Consider the following 17428-nt stretch of genomic DNA (forward strand, 5'->3'; position numbering starts at 1 on the left):
CTCAAACCACCCCCTTAAGACCGTGTCCTATGTCGTGAAGCTGGGTAGTGGCGTCCAACATGGGGCAGGAGAAGTGGAGTTGGATTGTTCCGGACGGGCTGTGGGAGATAGCAAGGCCTCTCATCCCTCCGTCGAAGGTGCGGCCGCAGGGCGGCCAGACGCAGGACACGCCTGATGAGACGTTGTTCGCGGCGATCGTCTATGTGCTGGTCAGCGGGTGTTCCTGGCGGGCTTTGCCGCCGTGTTTCGGGGTGTCGAAGTCGACGGTGCATCGTCGGTTCATGATCTGGTCGAGAGCTGGTGTCCGGGGCCAGCTCCATGAAGCGGTGGTGCATCGCTTCGATGATGCCGGCCTCATCGACGTCTCCCGTGTTGTGCTCGACTCCGCGCACGTGCGGGCAAAAAAGGGGGCGAACACACAGGTCCAAGCCCCGTGGACCGAGGGAAACCGGGTTCCAAGATGCACATCCTGTCGGACGCGAACGGACTGCCCCTGGTCGTCGGCATCTCCGCCGCCAACGTCCACGACAGCCTCGCGCTGAAGCCCATGGTCGCCGGTCACCAAACGAGACACGACCCCCACCGCGGCCGCTACTTCAAGCCTCAGCGGCTGCACGCGGACAAGGCCTACGACGTGCCCCACCTGCGGAAATGGTTATGGGGCAAGCACATCGGCGTCCGCATCGCACGCAAAGGCATCGAGTCCAGCGAACGACTCGGCCGACGCAGGTGGGTGATCGAACGGACGATGTCGTGGCTGTCCGGCTACCGCCGCCTCAGCCCCCGCTACGAACGCCAATCCTCCAACTACCTGGCCTTTCTCGGACTCGCCGCGACACTCTGCTGCTACAAACGGCTCATACGACTCACCACATAGGACACGGTCTAAAGATGCCGAAACCGGTGGAAGGAGCCGGGCCGCGTCGCAGAAGCGGCTTCGTTGGCATATCGCTTGGAGATCGAGCGCGGGAAAAGTTGAGGAGGGTCTGGAGCGCGCGTTGCGTACCCGGGCTGGAGGCGCCGCGCAGAGGTCGACTGCTTTCGTCAACGACGTGCTGCCTGATACTGCCGCAGCACAGCTGCGCAAAGTTGCAAGTAATTGCGCGGCTTACCCCGCTCCGGCGCATGCTTCCGCCTCAGCCAGGTAGCGCGCCACCGGGCCCAGGGTCAGCATTCCGCTGGCGGCGCCGGCGTGTTCGGCACGGGCATCGCGCAGGGCAGCCTCAGCGCGTGCGGCGATTCCGTGCTCGCCGAGGCGTACGGCGGCGCGGGCGGTCAGGCACCACAGCGCCTCCTGCATGTGGTCACGTGGTGGTTCGGGCACCGAGGCGAGGGCGGCACGGGCCTCCTCGACCCGGTCCTGGGCGAGCAGCACGAGAGGTCGCGCCCAGGGTCGGTACGGGCCCCAGTCGAGGCGCGGGTCGGTGGGCGCGGGCCGGTCGTGCAGCAGGCGCAGCCCCAGTAGGGCGAGCGGGAACAGGCCCCGGTGCAGCCCCGGCATTCCGGCCGTCTGGAGGGCGTCCTCGGCAGCACGGTAGTGGGCTGCGGCCGTGGCGGCGGTCGGTCCGCCGGGTTCGGCGCTGCGAGCGGCCGTGGCCCGGGCCCGGAACCACCCGGTGAGGACGGAGACGAGGGGCGCCTCGGTGGTAGCGGCGAGCTGTTCGGCGGCCTTCGCGTGCGAGGTTGCGGCGTCGAGGTCGCCGAGGGCCGAGGCCGATTGCAGGCGGACGAGTCGGCCGAGTACGGCGAAGTTCGGCAGCTCGTGCCGGGTGGCCAGGCCGAGGATCTCGGCACCGATCCGGTCCCGTACCGCCGCGAGCCCGGGGCGAGTGAAGGACTGCAGGAACACCCCGTTGAGGGCGAAGGCCAGCAGGGCGGGATCGGCCAGGTCCCGTGCCAGCGCCTCGGCCTGCCGTGCCGCCTGCTGCGCGCGCTCCAGCTCGGTCCCGGACAGATCGGCGCTGCGGCTCTCGACAGCGATCGTGGCCAGGAGGCGGGCGAGCAGGTCGGCGGGGCCGTCGGGACCGAGCGCGGTGAGCGTGCGCTCGGCAGCCGCGACGACGGCGCGCGACTGCTCGGGGTCGTCGGCCCGGCTCCAGATGGCGGGCACGTCATAGGCGCCGATGATCCGGGCGGTCAGGGAGAGGTCTCCCGTGCGTTCCGCCGCCTGGACAGCGGCGAGGCGGTCGCGCCGCGAGTGAACGAGGGCGTCGCCACCGGCCAGTGCGAGGGTGCGGGCCAGATCCACGGTGGTGCGCGGGCCGAGCCGGACACCATGGCTGGTCCACGCGGTACGTGCGCCTTCGGGAGGCACGGAGCCGTTGAGGATGTCCGTCTCCAGGCGTTGGAGGTCAGCACCAGGGTCGAGCCCGAGTTGATCAACGAGCATCGCGCGGGCTCGGCGGAGGGTGGCCAGCGCGTCGGCCTGGCGGCCCGCGCGGTATAGCGCGCGGGCAAGCAGCCCCCAGGCCGGCTCGCGCCACGGATGTTCGGTGACATGGGCACCCAGTTCGGCGACGAGATCGGCCCCTCCCCCGTAGTCAACGAGGTTGCGGGCGCGCAGTTCCACCCCCTCCAACCTCAGCTCCTCCAGTCGGATCCGCTCGCGCTGCGTCCATGCGGAGCCGGGCACATCGGCATAGGCGGGTCCACGCCAGTCCGCGAGTACCGTGGCGAGGTCGGTCACCGCGTCGGGGCTGCGCCGGGCGCGGGCCAGGGTGTCCTGGAACCGATGGACGTCCACTTCCTCCCGCGGCAGGCGCAGCGCATAGCCGGGACCTTCGGTGACGAGTACGCGCGGTGGATTGCGGGGCAGCCTGTCGGGTTCGAGGGCGCGGCGCAGCGCGGCGACGAACGTGCGCAAAGCGCCCACGGCGCGGGCCGGCGGATCGGCCCACAGGTCGTCGACAAGGGTGTCGGTGGTAACCATCCGTCCCTCGGCGGCGACGAGCCGGGCGAGTACCTCACGATGGCGGGGCCCGCCCAGGTCAACCGGACTGCCGTCGTCGCGGAAGGCCCGCACGGCACCGAGCACGTCGATTCGCATGCCCCCATCCTCTGTGCCAGGGGTCGGCTGCGGCCAACCGTACTGATCGGCTGCTGATCGCCGTCGCCCAGGCTGATCCAGTCAGTCCCCCAACCGAAAAGATGGCCATTCATGACGCTCACCATTCCCGGCTTCGATCACATCCGCCTGCCCGGTGCGGACGGTGTGGAGCTGGCTGCCGCTGTCGGCGGCAGCGGCATCCCGGTCGTGCTGTTGCACGGTTTCCCCCAGACCCACCTGATGTGGCGACACGTCGCCGAACGGCTCGCCGACGGGTACACGGTGATCTGTCCTGACCTGCGGGGCTACGGCGCCAGCGACAAGCCGGCGGCTATTGACTCCGCCGTGTACGCCAAGCGCACCATGGCCACCGACGTCGTCACCCTGGCGGCGGCCCTCGGCCACGAGCGCTTCGCCCTCGTCGGCCACGACCGGGGCGCCCTGGTCGCCTTCCGGGCGGGGCTGGACCACCCCGAGACCATCACGCACCTAGGCATCCTCGACATCGTGCCGACGCTCGACATGTGGAACGTCCTGCACGGCACCTCGGCGGCGGTCGGCTACCACCTCTTCCTCATGGCGCAGCCGCCAGGCCTGCCGGAGGCGATGATCGCCAACAGCGCGGACACGTTCTTTGGCTCGTTCCTCGACGCCTGGGCCAACGACCCGACCGCCATACCGGAAGATGTCCGTGCCGAGTATCTGCGGGCGAGCGCCGAGGCGGTGACGTCGATCGTCGCGGACTACCGGGCCTCGGCGGGCATCGACGTCACGCACGACCAAGCGGACCTGGACGCCGGGTCACAGCTGGCCATGCCCGTGACGGTCATCCAGCAGGACTGGGGCACGCAGCTGGGCTACGACGCTGCCGCGGTATGGAAGGCGTGGGCGCCGAACCTGGACCACCGGCTGACCCGAGCGGGGCACTTCATGGCCGAGGAGGCACCCGAAGAGATCACGGCTGCGATCCAGGACCTGCTGGCCCGCTGAGCCTCCTGTCCCCGACTCGCCGACCGGGCCACGGACGGTCGGCGAGCCCTGGGTTTTCAGCGATGGACCAGCCCCGGGCGCTGCGGTAGGCCAGGAACAGCTCCAGCCCCAGGTGTCGACGCACCCCTGGCCGAACACATTGAGCACACCGTAGAGCTGCTGCTGGAACGCTCCCGCGTCCTGGCCGAGCAGGTGGCTGAAGGTCGCCTGGCCGTGGCGGGGCTGTCCTACCGCCTGGCCGACGGCACTGCCCGCGTGGTCACCACCCGCGGTCTGAGCAGGGCAGCTGCCCCCGCACGGTAATGAGAGCCGGGGCCCTGCGGCGTGGCGGGACCGGGATACACACCGGGTTCGTGCCCGCCCTGTGGGTGGGCACGAACCCGGTGTCGGGTCAGCTGCACGACCCGTACGTCTCGCCGTTGAGGTGGGCACCCCCCAGTCCGGCTCCTCCTCCTCCAGCAGCGGCTCGCCGATCACGGGGCTGACGGTCTGCTGGACGCGACCACGCTCATCAGCCGGCTCCTGTGGGCGCTGAGCGAAACCGGTGGGGTCAGTCGACGCGCACCGGTGTGTCCAGGATGCGGACGGGCCCGGTCCGGCGGATTGGGCCGGTGAGGCGGAGAGCGCCAGTGAGGCGGGTGTCGGTACTGGATGCGCCGAGCATGACAGCGATGTCGCCGGGTTCGACGATGCGATGCAGGTCGGGCCCGGTGTAGCCGAGACGGTCGGCGTGCAGGCGGAACGTGACCCTGCGCTGCTCTCCGGGCGCCAGCCGGACACGGGTGTATCCGGTCAACTGGATAACGGGACGCGGGAGTTGCGCTAAGAGGTCATCTCATTTGGCACGGTCGGTTGGCTGTCGTCATGGTGGGGATCGTTGAGCGGCTGGTGCCGGATGAGTTGTGGGAGTTGTTTCAGAGGGTGGTGCCGGAGGCGCCCTTTCGGCCTCAGGGCGGTGGGCGGCGTCGGCACGGTGATCGTGAGGTGCTGGCCGCGATCGTGTTCGTGGCGACGTCAGGCTGCACCTGGCAGCAGGTGCCCGCAGCTTCATTCGGGCCGTCAGGAGCCACGGCCCACCGGCGCTTCTCCGAGTGGACGAAGGCCAGGGTGTGGGCCAAACTCCACCGAGTGGTGCTCGACGAGCTCGGCTCCCGGGGCGAGTTGGACTGGTCGCGGTGCGCGATCGATTCCGTGAACATGCGGGCCCTGAAAAGGTGCCTCTATGGTTTTCGTCAAGCCGATGCTGGTGTGGGTGGTTGGTAGAAGGTGCCGTCGCGGAGCATGGCGAACAGGACGTCGATGCGGCGTCGGGCGAGCGCGATCAGAGCGGCAACGTGGTGTTTCCCCTCGCGGCGTTTGCGGTCGTAGTAGGCGCGTGACTCGGGCTGGGAGAGCGAGGCGAACGCAGCCAGGTAGAACGCCCTCTTGAGCTGTTTGTTGCCTCGCCGGGAGGGATGTTCACCGCGGATGGAGGAGCCGGAGTTGCGGGTCACCGGCGCGAGGCCGGCGTACGCAGCGAGATGGCCGGCGGTGGCGAAGCCACTGCCGTCACCGACATCGATGAGGATGCGGGCAGCGGTCCTGATCCCGATGCCGGGCATCGAGATCAGGACATGGGAAAGAGGGTGGGCCTCCAGGAGTTCTTTGATCCGGGTCGCGAGGAGTTTTCGCTGGTCAAGGACGGACTGGAGTGAGTCGGCGAGGCTGGGGACGATCAGCGCAGCTGCTTCAGTGCCCGGAACGACGACGGTCTGTTCGTCGAGTGCGGTGAAGATGTCCTCGATCAGACGCTCGGCCATTCGCGGCGCCTTGGGACGTATGAGGGCCACGAGGCGACGGCGTCCGGCTTTGCGGATCTGGGCCGGGGAGCCGAACTGGCCCAGCAGTTTGAGCACGGCCGGATGCTGGATCCGCGGTCCCAAGACTCGTTCCAGGGACGGGTGGATCTGCGTGAGGAGACCACGGAGCCGGTTGGCGATCCGGGTGGACTCGCCCGCGAGATCGTCGTCGAACCCGGCGATCATCGCGAGCTCGGCAACGGCCTCATCCGCGAGATCGATGGTCCTGAGGGTGTGGGGCATCGCTCTGGCCGCGTCCGCGATGATGAACGCGTCACGGGCGTCCGTTTTCGCCTCACCAGGGTAAAGGGCGGCGATCCGCCGCATCGTGAGTCCGGGCAGGTAGGCGACCTGACAGCCCGCGTCCCGGGCGACCGCCAGCGGCAGGGCCCCGATGGAAGCAGGCTGGTCGACGACCACCAGTACCGTTCCGTGCTTGGCCTGAAGCTTGTCGAACAGCTCCCGCAGCTTTGGTTCGCTGTTGGGCAGCGGCTTGTCGAAAACCTTCTTCCCCGCCTGGTTCACGGCAGCGGCATGGTGATCGCCCTTGCCGACGTCCAGGCCCAGATAGATGTCGATGCCCGTCTCGTCCGACATGCCTTCGCTCCCGCGCTCGTATTCCTCCCGGCCTCACCTGCGGCATCAGCGTGCCGGCATCCACGTTACGAAGAGACTGCCCAAGGGGCGCTCGTGCCTCTAATCAGCGGTCTGCCAATGCCTCCGACACCGGCGACACCACCTTTTCGATCATCATCGACTGGGGGACCGAGTCATACCGGGGCCGGAGGCCGGGAGCCCTGATTCAGGGCCACGAAGACGATAACGGGGACCTGACAGGTCCGAATCCTGTCGACCGGGGCAAGTACGGGTCAAAGATCCATTTGATCACCGAGCGAACCGGTCTGCCCCTCTCCGTGGGAATCTCAGGGGCCAACCTGCACGACAGTCAGGCCCTGGTCCCACTCGTGCAAGGAATACCGCCGATCCGCTCCCGCCGCGGACCGCGACGCCGCAAACCCAACAAGCTCCACGCCGACAAGGGATACGACTACTCCCACCTGCGGCGAAGGTTACGCGAGCGCGGCATTCAGCAACGCATCGCACGCAAGGGAATCGAGTCATCACAGCGACTGGGACGCCACAGATGGACCGTCGAACGCACCATGTCCTGGCTCGCCGGCTGCCGCCGCCTCCACTGACGCTACGAACGCAAAGCCGACCACTTCCTCGCCTTCGCAAGCATCGCCTGCACCCTCATCTGCTACCGCAGACTCACCAAATGAGATGACTTCTAAGAGTGCGCGATCGCCGGGCGGGCACGGTCCCGCACCCGCCCGTGCCAGACGAAGTACGCCGACGAGCTGGACCGCTGAAACGCATCCTGCGCGCCGGAAGGCGTCGATCCGTTCAGGAGACCGACGCGCTGTGCTCAGGCTCCGTGGCGTGCTCCGCCGCCTCCGTGGGTGGGATGGGCTCCCCGCCACCGTGTTCCGGCTGCGGGTCGAAGGGGCACCGCGGCGGCGGTCTCATTGTGAGCTCGGCGAGGGGGGCCGCGTCCACGGCGCCTCCAACGTCGCCCGCAGGACGTCGACCGCCTCACGGCCGATGCGCTCGGCGAGCTGCTCCTCCAGCCGTTCAAGGATGATGCCAGCCTGCCGGTGCGCGCGTTCTCCTTCCTGGGTGCGACGAACCAACCGCTGCCGGGCAGACGCGGGGTGCGGGACCTGTTCGAGCAGTCCGGCGGCGACCAGGCCGTGCACGGCCTGGTGCGCGGTCTGTCGGGTGACGCTCATGCGCCGGGCCAGCTCGGACACCGTAATGCCCTGGTCGTCCAGCACGGCGAAGAGTTGGGCCTGCGTCGCCGACACCGGCGTAGCTCCGGCTGCTTCCATGGCAGCCGACAACCCTTCCTCGAACCAGCGCCGGGCCTCGCTGAGAAGTTGGGGGAGATTGCGGCGGGTCGACTGCATCTGTTCCTCACGACGAGGCCGGGCTCCTGCCCAGCGTTTGATTTCGACAGCCTTCGCATGTCAGGCTACCTGACATAAGGCCCAGTGGTCGAACCGAGGAGACGGCGTGACCATCGAATACGCCACCCGCTACCGACAGGCATCGCACATTCCCCCGGAGCCCGGCAAGCCGTACTTCATCGAGAAAGGCGAGGGGGACCGCGCCCACCTGTTCGGCGACCTGATAACCATCTACGCGGGCGGTGAGCAGACCGAGAACACGTTCAACTTCTTCACGGTCGAAGGCCCGAAGGGCGACATCATCCCAGCCCACCTGCACACCGACACGCACGAGGTCTTCTACATCACCCAGGGCGCCGTTCGGCTGTTCGTCGAGGACACCGACGGCAATCAGGAAGAGAAGTTGCTCACCCCCGGCGACTTCGGCTTCGTACCCAAGAACTGCCGGCACGCCTACCGCATGGAGCGCCACCACAGCCAGGTCGTCGGCGTCGCCGCCGGCCCGGGGGGCACCTTCGAGCGGTTCTTCGAAAACCTGGGCGCGCCCACAGAACAACATGGCCTGCCACACCAACCCGTCATCCCGGCCCCCCACAAGTTCGCCAGCGTCCCCGAGCAGCACGACGTGCGCTTTCTGCCGGACCACCAGTGGCGGACCCGATGACGGCAATCGGCTCGCTGGGGGAACTGATCGCCGCACCCCATCCCGACCAGGCTCCGCTGCCACCCGCCGCCCCGAGTGGGCCCGGCGTACACGAACTGCGTGGCGTGCCCTACGCCGAAGTCGAGAGCAGCCGCCCCCTGGAACTCGATCTCTGGTTGCCCGAAGCCCCCCAGACAGGGCCTCTTCCACTGGTGCTGTTCGTACACGGCGGAGCGTGGCGACGAGGCCGGCGCGACGACATGGGGATGCGTACGCGCCAATGGTCTCCCCGGCCCTTCGCACGCATCGCCGGAGCGGGCTTCGCCGTCGCCTGCGCCGACTACCGACTCAGCGGCGAGGCCACTTTCCCCGCCCCACTCGATGATCTGCGCACCGCCCTGCGCTGGCTCACCCTGCGCTCCGCCGAACTCGGCATCGATACCAGCAGAACGATCGTGTGGGGCGAGTCCGCCGGCGGACATCTCGCCTCTCTCCTCGCCCTGACCCACGCCGACCCGCCGCTGGTCGGTGCCGTGATCTGGTACGGCCCGAGCGACCTCACCACCGTACGGGGCTGCTTCACTCCCGAGGACGCCGCCTCCCCCGAGGCACTCATGCTCGGCACGGCCCCGGCCGCCGCCCCGGAGCGTGCCCGTGCGGCCAGCCCGCTCACCCACGTCCACGCCGACGCGCCACCGTTCCTTCTCGTCCACGGAGACGAGGACACCATGGTGGACTGCTCACACAGCCAATCCCTCGCCTCGGCACTGCGGAAAGCAGGATCGCCGGTCGAACTGTGGACGGTACAGCGGGCCAACCATGGCTGGCATGGGCTGCCCGATGACCAGGTGGATGGGATCTTCACCCACTCCCTGGCGTTCGCCCATCGCCTCGTGGCCTGAGGGCGCCTGTCATTCCGGGTGCCCGTACCCGGGCCTGCGGCTTCAGCAGATCGGTGACCTGCCCGTGCGAACCGGCGCCTGCCCGAGCCGGCCGTGACGATCCTGATCGGCTCAGGCCGCCGACGGGTCCTGGGGGATCAGGTGCACTTCGATCGGTTCATTACCGGGCTTCCGGCCCGGGCCCGGGCAAGCCGAGGCCCGTGCGGCAATCTCCACGGCCCGGTCCTCGCTCTTGACATCGACCACCCAGTACCCGGCCAGGATGTGTCCCTCCTGGGCGGGCCCGTCAGTCACCTGCGGCCGTCCGTCGCTCCCGGCGCGCACCGTCTTGACCAGGGACGGGCCGCCAAGGCCCTGACCCTCCACCCATTCCCCAGCGGAAGTCAGGTCCTCGTTGAGGGCGTTCATGTGGGCGAACATGGCCTCCATGTCGTCCTTGGAGAACGACGACATGATGGCGTCCCACTGCGCCGCAGGCACGTTCATCTGGATCATGTACTTCATGTTTCTCACCCTTCCCGGGCTGATGCTGGACTTCCCAGCCTTACGGAGGGGTAGACAGCCCGACACCGCAAAACTCATCGCGTCCGCTACCGGCTACTGGCAGAACGTCCACGGGGCCGCCAGGACCTGGGCCGTGAACAGACGGCTCTCTTTCCCCCACCCATCCGGGCGACCCGCCATCGCCGTGGAATGTGGCGGGGTGATCGGCGTGAATATCCTGCGCCCGTGGTGGATCCGGAGACCCGGCCTGGCGGGCCGCAGCCCAGGACCGGCTCCGCCTACTGAGTGCCCTACTGGCGAAGGTGGAGGTGGCCCCGAACGAGGGTGTAGCCGGGAAGGGCCGGCTGTCCGCAGGCGGGGTCGAAACGACAGCTCGGCAATGGACTCAGGAGTCGTACAGCTCGTCGACGAGCGCGAAACCGTCCGCGATCCAGGCCAGCTCGGTGCGGGCGCGGGCGATGAGGCCGTCGTAGGCGTACATCTTGTAGCGCACGGCCACGATCTCGCCGTCGGCCATTCGATTGAGGTGGTTGAGCCCGACGCAGATCAACCGGGCGCCGGGTGGCACCGCCGGAACCAGCCGCACCTCGGACACGGGCCGTGGTGTCATACCGTCAGGCGCCCGGAACACGCGTCTCCGGGCCGAACCTGCGACGTCGGCGTGCCGCCTCGCCAGTGGGGCCGCTCGATCGGCCATGGAGGGATCGGGTGGAGGCTGCCGCGGTCATCCCGTCGTGCTCTCGCGGACGGCCAGGTGGTGGGGGGCCCACAGTTCGGCGGGCGGCGCGTCCGGGGTGTCGGTGAGGCGGCCGATGAGGCGCTCCACCGCGAGGCGGGCGATCGTTGCCTTGTCGGGCGAGATGGTGGTCAGGGTGGGGGTGCTGTAGCGGCCGGTCTCGATGTCGTCGAACCCCACGACGGCGACGTCCTGCGGGACTCGCAGGCCGCGGGTGAGCAGGGTGCGGATGGCGCCCTCGGCGAGCAGGTCGTTGTAGCAGAAGACCGCGTCGGGCGGGCCCTGCGGGTGGTCGAGCAGGGCAGCCATGGCCGCGGCGCCGTCGGAGCGGTGGAAGCGGGGGGTGGGGACGACCAGGGAGTCGTCGACGGCCAGGCCCCGCGCTGCGTGGGCGTCGCGGTAGCCGCGGGTGCGTAGTTGGGCGGTCTCGCCGGTTTCGTAGGGCTGTTCGCCGACCGCGGCGATCCGTCGGCGGCCGATGCTGAGCAGGTGCGCGGTAGCGGTGTACGCGGCGGTGACGTTGTCGATGGCGACGTGGTCGTAGGGACTCTCGGCGATGCGCTCGCCGAGCAGCACCAACGGCTCGGAGCCGTCGCGCCGCATGAGGTCGGCCTGGGAGAGCGAGAGGGGGCTGAGGATGACGCCGTCGAAGAGGGCCGCGCTGGCGCCGCGCATGATCAGTTCCCGTTCCCGCTCGGGCTCGCCGTCGGTCTGGTCAACCACGACGGTGTAGCCGAACTTCCGGCCTTCGGCGATGACGGAACGGGTCAGTTCGGAGAAGTACGGCACATCCAGTTCGGGGACGACCAACGCGAGCAGTCCGGTGCGTCCGCGCTTGAGGTTGCGCGCCAGCAGATTGGGCCGGTAGCCGAGTTCAGCGACCGCCTTCTCCACCCGAAGCCGGGTCTTGTCGGAGACCTGCGCGTACCCGTTGACAACATTGGACACCGTGCGGATCGAGACGCCTGCGCGGGCGGCGACGTCACGCAGTCGGGTGGTGGCCATCGTGGTCCTTTCGGGCCTGTCCCGGCTCGGTCGAGCCGGGAGGCAGACAGCTTATTGAGTATCCGTCGGCCCCGGCGCCGGGGCCTTGCCGCGGGGCCCGGCGCCGGGCGCCTTCTCAGCGTTCGGCCACGTCCACACACGTGCTGCCGATCACTTGGCCAGAGGCAAAGGCCAGGAGGTGCAACCGCGCCGAGGCGAGGCCGTCCGGCAGGCTTTCGGACACATGGAGGGGCTCGCTGAGCCGGTAGGGCCGCACGGTGACCGGGGCATGGCCGCCGCTGCCGGGCTTCAGGGCGCCGGCCGAGCTCAGCGCCGGCCCCCATGCCGCGGCCAGGGCGATCTCCACCGGCTCGGGGCCGTGGTGGGAGATCCGCACGTCGAAGGCAACCTTGCGGTCGCCGCCGGCCACCAGGTCCCGGCCGGGCGCGACGGGCTCGACGTCGACGACCACCACGGTGTCGGCGTTGGCGTGGGCGGCCGGGTTCGCCCCGCCGTCCTTCAGCGTCCGGTCGAAGGCGTAGATGCCGGCCATCTCGTGCTCGATGTCGTACAGCTCGGTCCACACGTACCCGGAGAGCACGTCGTGGCTGCGCAGCTCCTGTGTCTGCCAGCGCTGGTTCCAGCCGCGTTCGACGCTGGTCTTGCCTCCGCCGAACTCGCTGTTGAGGTTCGGGACCTGGGGTGTGGGACTGCCGTCGGCCATGACGAGCTTGCGCACGATGTTGCCGCCGCCCAGGCCCACCGGGAAGCCGTTCTCGCCGTCGGTGAGCAGGGCGCGGACCTTGGCGGACCATCCGGCCGGCGTCTCGTCGTAGATGTGCCAGTCGACGAGATCGGTGGCCACGTGCGTCCAGCCGGAGTTGTCGACCACAGGCCGGGTGCTGTCCAGGCTCTTCAGCAGGTCGTAGGCGCGGCGGACCGCGTGCTGCTTGGCGGGGTCGCCGGGGATGTCCCAGTCCAGGCCCCACTCCTCGTTGTACAGTCCCCAGATGACGATGCTGGGGTGGTTGCCGTCGCGGGTGACCATCGGTTCGATCTGGGCGTCGAAACGGGCGGCGGCCTCCTCGCTGTAGACGCCCGTGGAGGCGGGCTCGGCCCACACCAGCATGCCGAGCCGGTCGGCGTGGTGCAGGAAGCGCGGGTCCTCCAGCTTCAGGTGCTTGCGGACCAGGTTGAAGCCGGCCTCCCGGGCCAGTTCCAGGTCAGCGGTGAATGCCTGGTCGTCGGGGGCGGTCAGGCCGGTATGCGGCCAGTAACCCTGGTCGAGCACACCGCGTACGTAGAGCCTTTCGCCGTTGAGCAGCAAGGTGTCGCCGCTGACCTCGATGCTGCGCAGGCCGGTGGCCGCGGCGACCTGGTCGGTGCCGTCCGCAGAGTCCAGGGTCGCGGTGACACCGTACAGGTACGGGTCGGTGGGCGACCAGAGCCGCGGTGCGTCGAGGGGCAGGGTGACCCGGACGGGCCCGGCGCCGGGGGCCTCGACGGTCACCGGCCGGCCGCCGGCGGCCTGGACGGTCAGCCGCGTGCCGGCCGGGCGGGGGCCGGCGAGCGCGACGTCGGCCACGATGGCGTCCAGACCCCGCGAAGGGGTCAGCGTGAGGGAGGCGATGTGGGTGGCCGGCCGCGCCTCCAGCCACACGGGCTGCCAGATGCCGCTGGTCGGAGTGAACGCGCAGTCGTCGTAGTCATCGCGCGGGATACTGCGCTGCTTGCCGTGGACGATCTCACGCTTGTCGACGGGCGCGTGGACGCGGACGAGGAGGGTGGCGCTGTCTCGTCCGGCGAGCGCGTCGGTGATGTCGAACTCGAACGGCGTGTAGCCGCCCTCGTGTTCGCCGACCTCGGTGCCGTCCACCCACACCCGGGCGTGGTGGTGGACGGCACCGAAGTGCAGCACGACGCGCAGGCCCTGCCAGTCGGCGGGCACGGCCAGGGTGCGCCGGTACCAGCCGTGCTCCAGCCAGTGCGTGGCGATGCCGGACGCCTCGGTCTCCCAGGCGAAGGGCACGGTGATCGCCTGCGTCCACTGTTCGTCGCGGACCATGCTCTCCGAGGTCGCGGCCCCGGACGGATCGGGGGCGAAGTCCCAGATGCCGTTGAGGGTTCGCCAGGCGTGCGAGCGGTCGAAGTGCGGGCGGGGATATTCGGGGCGGACCGAGGTCACTGGGGGCTCTCCAGGGTGGGCGGTACGAGAAGACGGTGGGCGCCGGAGGCTGCCGGTCCGGCCGCGGGCGGCTCGGAGCAGATTCAGCCGGTGGTACTGCCCTGCAGGGCTCCGCCTCTGAAGTACTTCTCCAGGAACAGGAACAGCAGGATCAGCGGCAGGATCGTGACCAGGCCGCCGGCGATGAGGACGGGGACCAGCTCGGCCTTGGACCCGGTCTCGGCCGCGTGGGACAGCGAGGACAGGCCGACGGTGAGCGGGTAGAGCTGGCTGCGGCTGAAGATGATCAGCGGCAGGAAGTAGTTGTTCCACACCGCGACGACAGTCAGCAGCAGCACTGTGACCAGGCCGGGCACGGTCAGCGGCAGCACGATGCGCAGGAAGATGCGGATCTCGCTGGCGCCGTCCATGCGGGCGGCGTCGATCAGGTCGCGGGGCACGGAGGAGTCGATGTAGGTGCGCATCAGGTAAATGCCGACCGGGGAGACCATGCTCGGAAGGATCATGCCCCACACCGAGTTGACCAGCCCGACCTTGGCGTACACCAGGAACAGCGGCAGGGCCACCGAGGTGATGGGCACCAGCAGCGTGGACATCACCAGGTAGAACAGTGCGTTGGCACCGCGGAAGCCGAAGCGGGCGAAGCCGTAGCCGGCCATGGCCGACAGGATCGTGGCGCCGATCGCCGCGCTCGCCGCATAGAGCAGGGTGTTTCCCAGCCAGTGCAGGTAGACGCCGGCGCCGCTGACGTTGTGGCCCAGGGCCGAGAGGTTCTGAAGGAGGTGGAAGGGGCGGGCGAACCAGAAGCCGTTGGTGCTGTAGACGTTGGCCTGTGTCTTGGTCGCGTTGATCATCAGCCAGGCCACCGGGGCCAGGATGAACAGCGCGAACGCCGCGCAGATCAGGGTCAGCACGGTGACGGTGCCGCGGCGCAGCCCGTACAGGTGGATGGGCACGGTGTCGGTGGGGCGCTTTGCGGGGCGCCTGGCGAATCGTTTGCTGCTCATCGGAACTCCCCCGCCCGCTTGCGGATCGCGAAGGCGCCGAGCGACAGGGCGCCGATGATCAGGGCAAGGACGACGGCCGCGGCGGCGCCCAGGTTGTAGTCGCCGCTGCCGACGGCTGTGTTGTAGACGTACAGGGTGGGTGTGAAGCCGTACGAGACGGCCTGCGGCTGGAAGGCGGCCAGGATGGACGGCTCCGTGAACAGCTGCAGTGCGCCGACGGTGTTGAGGAAGCACAGCATGACGATGGTGGGGCGGACCATGGGCAGCTTCAGGCGCATGACGATCGTGCCGAGCCGGGCCCCGTCCATGACGGCCGCCTCGGTGACGTGCTGCGGAATGGACTTCAGGGAGGTGTAGAGGATGGTCACGTTGTAACCGGTCCACTCCCAGATCACGATGACGATGATCGTGGGCAGGATCAACTTCGAGGAGAAGAAGTCCACGTGTCCGAAGCCGAGGGTGTGCATCAGCTTGGCGTAGGGGCCGAATCCCGGCAGCAGCAGGAAGGACCACATCACCGCGGCCACCACGCCGGGCACGGCGAAGGGCATGAAGAACACCGTACGGAAGAACCGGGCGTACTTCACCACCCCGGCGTCGAAGAGCGCGGCGAAGAAGAAGCCCAGGGCTATGGTCACCGGCACCTGGACGCCTGTGAAGACCAGCACTCGGCGTACGCCGTCCCAGAACTCGGCCGAGTGCAGCACCGTGCTGTAGTTGGCGAACCCCGAGTAGTGGGTGCCGCCGACGAGCCGGGTGGTCTGCATGCTGTCGTAGACCGCGTAGCCCGTGGGCACCAGCATGAAGAGGGCCAGGGCCAGCATGTGCGGGCTGATGAACACCGCCCCGGGCCACTGCCGGCTGCGGGCCCGGCGCCGGGCGGGCCGGCGCGCGGCCGCGGCGCGGGGGGGACCGGTCCCGTCGGCGGGGGTGACGCCGGGCGCTCGGGGCGGCGGCGCGTGGGGTGTGGTTTTCTGGACCACGATCTCGTCTCCTTCCTTGCGATCCCTTGTCATCTCCTCAGCCCTCGGTGACGGTGAAGCCCTGTGCCTTGGCGTACTTGACCATCTGCTGCTGGAAGGTCTTGAACGCCTGCGGCAGGGTCTGGGTGCCCTTGGTGACCTCGGCGAAAGTTGAGGTCCACTGGGTGAGTACCGCGGTCATGATCGGCGGCCACTGGGCGGCCTCGGCTTTCTGCGCCGCTTTGGCGAAGACCTTATTGGGCTGGGAGGTGCCGGAGATCGGCAGCGTGCGGCTCTGGAAGGCCGGCGAGTTCAGCAGCGGCGTGTAGGCGGGGAAAGCGCCGGCGACATCGCCGCTGAGGATCCGCCAGGCATCGGCGGAGCCGCCGAACCACTTGACGAACGTCGCGGCCTCCTTGGCGTGGGCGCCGCCCTTGACCACGGCCAGTGTGGAGCCGCCCCAGTTGCCTTCGAGGTCCTGGCCGGCCTGCGTCTGCGGCATGGGGGCCGCCCGCCAGTCGCCGATGGTCTTCTTGATACTTCCCTGCATGCCCACCGGCCCCCAGGCCGGGCTGATGCGCGCGGCATCGGCGCCGCCATCGAGGTTGGCCCACTGGGCGGGTGAGAAGTCGGCTGCGGTGCTGACTTCCTTCTTGCCGATCATGCCCTGCCACAGGTTCGCGAAGGCGGTCTGGGCGGGCCCGGTGAAGTTGATCCCCAGCTTGTCGCCACCGCTGTAGGTGAACGGGAACGCGCCGTACTGCTGCATGAGCGCGAGCACGTCCTGAGCGTCGACCGGGTCGAAGTTGGTGATCGCGGCTTTGGGATCGGCGGCGTGCAGCTTGTCGGCCGCGGCGGCGAAGTCGCTCCAGGTGGCAGGCACCGCGATCTTGTGCTGCGTGAAGACCCTGGAGTTGTAGTAGAGCCCCAGCGGGCCGAGGTCGACGGGCATCGCGAACTGCGCCGAACCCTGGATGACCTGCGACCACGCGGCGGGGGCCTCGTTCGTCCTGGCGTCGCCGACACCGTACGGCGTCAGGTCCACCAGCGATTTGGTGATCTCGAACGACGGCAGTTCGAAGTACTCGATCTGCGCCACGTCGGGGGCACCGGAGTTGGCCTTGAGCGCGTCGCTGAGCTTGACGTACTCGTCGCCCGCGGCACCGGCGTTCTCCAGCTTGACGCAGATGCCGGGATGGGTCTGGTTGAACTTCTTGACCACCAGGTCGTAGCCGGCCGACCAGCCCCAGAAGGTCAGGTTCGTGGCGCCCGAGTGGCAGCCGGAGCCGCCGGCGGCGGTACTGCCGGTCCCGCCGGGTACGGCAGTGGCGGTGGTGTCGCCGCTGCTGCCGCAGGCGGCCAGGACGACGGTCGCCAGCGCTGCCGCTCCGGTCGTCGCGGCCCACCGGCGGCCCCGGCCGCGCAGGCGGCCTCTGCCCGTTCCGCGTGTCCCTGTGCCTGTGTAGTCTCCGGACATCTCGCTCACTCCATGGTGCGTAATGCAACGACGCAAAGCCATAAGCAGTAACTTGCAACGTTGCAAGGGTTTCGTTTGTCACGTCGGACCGCCTCGGCGGCGGGCGCCGGGGACGTGGCCGACGCCGCGTCGGCCCGTCCGGGGCCGGGCCGGGTGCCGCGTGGGGCCCTGCGGGCAGGACCCC

The 17428-nt window shown here is 69.1% G+C and carries 14 protein-coding genes and 3 pseudogenes; 6 read left to right on the forward strand and 11 right to left on the reverse strand.

Translation table 11 applies throughout. From position 1 onward, the window contains the following. The first annotated feature begins 59 nt into the window (after positions 1-59). Positions 60-877, forward strand: a protein-coding gene (locus OG452_RS00515; RefSeq protein ID WP_327293581.1) for an IS5 family transposase whose coding sequence is annotated in 2 segments (ribosomal slippage) — positions 60-399 and positions 399-877 — 819 coding nt in all. Because the reading frame shifts where the segments join, the coding sequence is not laid out codon by codon here. 231 nt (positions 878-1108) lie between these two features. Here the strand turns inward: OG452_RS00515 and OG452_RS00520 are convergent. After that, the gene (locus OG452_RS00520) at positions 1109-3046 is read right to left on the reverse strand and encodes an AfsR/SARP family transcriptional regulator (protein ID WP_327293582.1); all 1938 of its coding nucleotides are present in this window, start codon (positions 3044-3046) and stop codon (positions 1109-1111) included. 111 nt (positions 3047-3157) lie between these two features. On the opposite strand from OG452_RS00520, the gene OG452_RS00525 reads away from it, so the two are divergent. Beyond that, positions 3158-4036: an alpha/beta fold hydrolase gene (locus OG452_RS00525; protein WP_327293583.1), complete on the forward strand. Its 879-nt coding sequence runs from the start codon at positions 3158-3160 to the stop codon at positions 4034-4036. Between the two features lie 550 nt (positions 4037-4586). Here the strand turns inward: OG452_RS00525 and OG452_RS00535 are convergent. Then, a pseudogene (locus OG452_RS00535) lies at positions 4587-4847 on the reverse strand (fibronectin type III-like domain-contianing protein); the annotation flags it as partial. A gap of 53 nt (positions 4848-4900) precedes the next feature. On the opposite strand from OG452_RS00535, the pseudogene OG452_RS00540 reads away from it, so the two are divergent. Continuing rightward, positions 4901-5293 (forward strand): annotated as a pseudogene (locus OG452_RS00540) (transposase); the annotation flags it as partial. Here OG452_RS00540 and OG452_RS00545 read toward each other — a convergent pair. Beyond that, complete coding sequence (locus OG452_RS00545; protein WP_327293584.1) at positions 5269-6471, reverse strand: IS110 family transposase; 1203 nt, start codon at positions 6469-6471, stop codon at positions 5269-5271. The pseudogene OG452_RS00540 and the gene OG452_RS00545 overlap by 25 nt on opposite strands. A gap of 227 nt (positions 6472-6698) precedes the next feature. On the opposite strand from OG452_RS00545, the pseudogene OG452_RS00550 reads away from it, so the two are divergent. Then, positions 6699-7157, forward strand: a pseudogene (locus OG452_RS00550) (IS5 family transposase); the annotation flags it as partial. Positions 7158-7400: 243 nt separating this feature from the next. Here OG452_RS00550 and OG452_RS00555 read toward each other — a convergent pair. Beyond that, positions 7401-7844, reverse strand: coding sequence for a MarR family winged helix-turn-helix transcriptional regulator (locus tag OG452_RS00555; protein ID WP_327293585.1), 444 nt, complete (start codon positions 7842-7844; stop codon positions 7401-7403). A gap of 106 nt (positions 7845-7950) precedes the next feature. Here OG452_RS00555 and OG452_RS00560 point away from each other — a divergent pair, with 106 nt between their 5' ends. Both OG452_RS00560 and OG452_RS00565 read left to right on the forward strand, forming a co-directional pair. Next, positions 7951-8508, forward strand: a complete 558-nt coding sequence (locus tag OG452_RS00560; protein WP_327293586.1) for a quercetin 2,3-dioxygenase — start codon at positions 7951-7953, stop codon at positions 8506-8508. Beyond that, positions 8505-9389, forward strand: a complete 885-nt coding sequence (locus OG452_RS00565) for an alpha/beta hydrolase (protein WP_327293587.1) — start codon at positions 8505-8507, stop codon at positions 9387-9389. The genes OG452_RS00560 and OG452_RS00565 overlap by 4 nt, the downstream gene beginning before the upstream one ends. Positions 9390-9500: 111 nt before the next feature. On the opposite strand, the gene OG452_RS00570 is transcribed toward OG452_RS00565, so the two are convergent. The 7 genes from OG452_RS00570 to OG452_RS00600 form a co-directional block, all read right to left on the reverse strand. After that, positions 9501-9893 carry a YciI family protein gene (locus OG452_RS00570; protein ID WP_327293588.1) on the reverse strand — a complete coding sequence of 131 codons (393 nt, stop codon included), beginning with the start codon at positions 9891-9893 and terminating at the stop codon, positions 9501-9503. 385 nt (positions 9894-10278) lie between these two features. Beyond that, complete coding sequence (locus tag OG452_RS00575; RefSeq protein ID WP_327293589.1) at positions 10279-10503, reverse strand: hypothetical protein; 225 nt, start codon at positions 10501-10503, stop codon at positions 10279-10281. Positions 10504-10617: 114 nt separating this feature from the next. Continuing rightward, positions 10618-11634: a LacI family DNA-binding transcriptional regulator gene (locus tag OG452_RS00580; protein ID WP_327293590.1), complete on the reverse strand. Its 1017-nt coding sequence runs from the start codon at positions 11632-11634 to the stop codon at positions 10618-10620. A gap of 115 nt (positions 11635-11749) precedes the next feature. Beyond that, entirely contained in the window at positions 11750-13798 is a 2049-nt protein-coding gene (locus tag OG452_RS00585) for a glycoside hydrolase family 2 protein (protein WP_327293591.1), read from the reverse strand. Positions 13799-13881: 83 nt separating this feature from the next. After that, a complete protein-coding gene (locus tag OG452_RS00590; RefSeq protein ID WP_327293592.1) occupies positions 13882-14805 on the reverse strand; it encodes a carbohydrate ABC transporter permease in 924 nt (307 codons plus the stop codon). Beyond that, complete coding sequence (locus OG452_RS00595) at positions 14802-15788, reverse strand: carbohydrate ABC transporter permease (protein ID WP_327293593.1); 987 nt, start codon at positions 15786-15788, stop codon at positions 14802-14804. Before OG452_RS00595 ends, OG452_RS00590 begins: the two co-directional genes overlap by 4 nt. Before the next feature lie 37 nt (positions 15789-15825). Continuing rightward, positions 15826-17244 carry an extracellular solute-binding protein gene (locus OG452_RS00600; protein WP_327293594.1) on the reverse strand — a complete coding sequence of 473 codons (1419 nt, stop codon included), beginning with the start codon at positions 17242-17244 and terminating at the stop codon, positions 15826-15828. Between the last annotated feature and the right edge of the window lie 184 nt (positions 17245-17428).

The sequence above is a fragment of the Streptomyces sp. NBC_01197 genome (genome assembly GCF_036010505.1).
Taxonomy (GTDB): Bacteria; Actinomycetota; Actinomycetes; order Streptomycetales; family Streptomycetaceae; genus Streptomyces.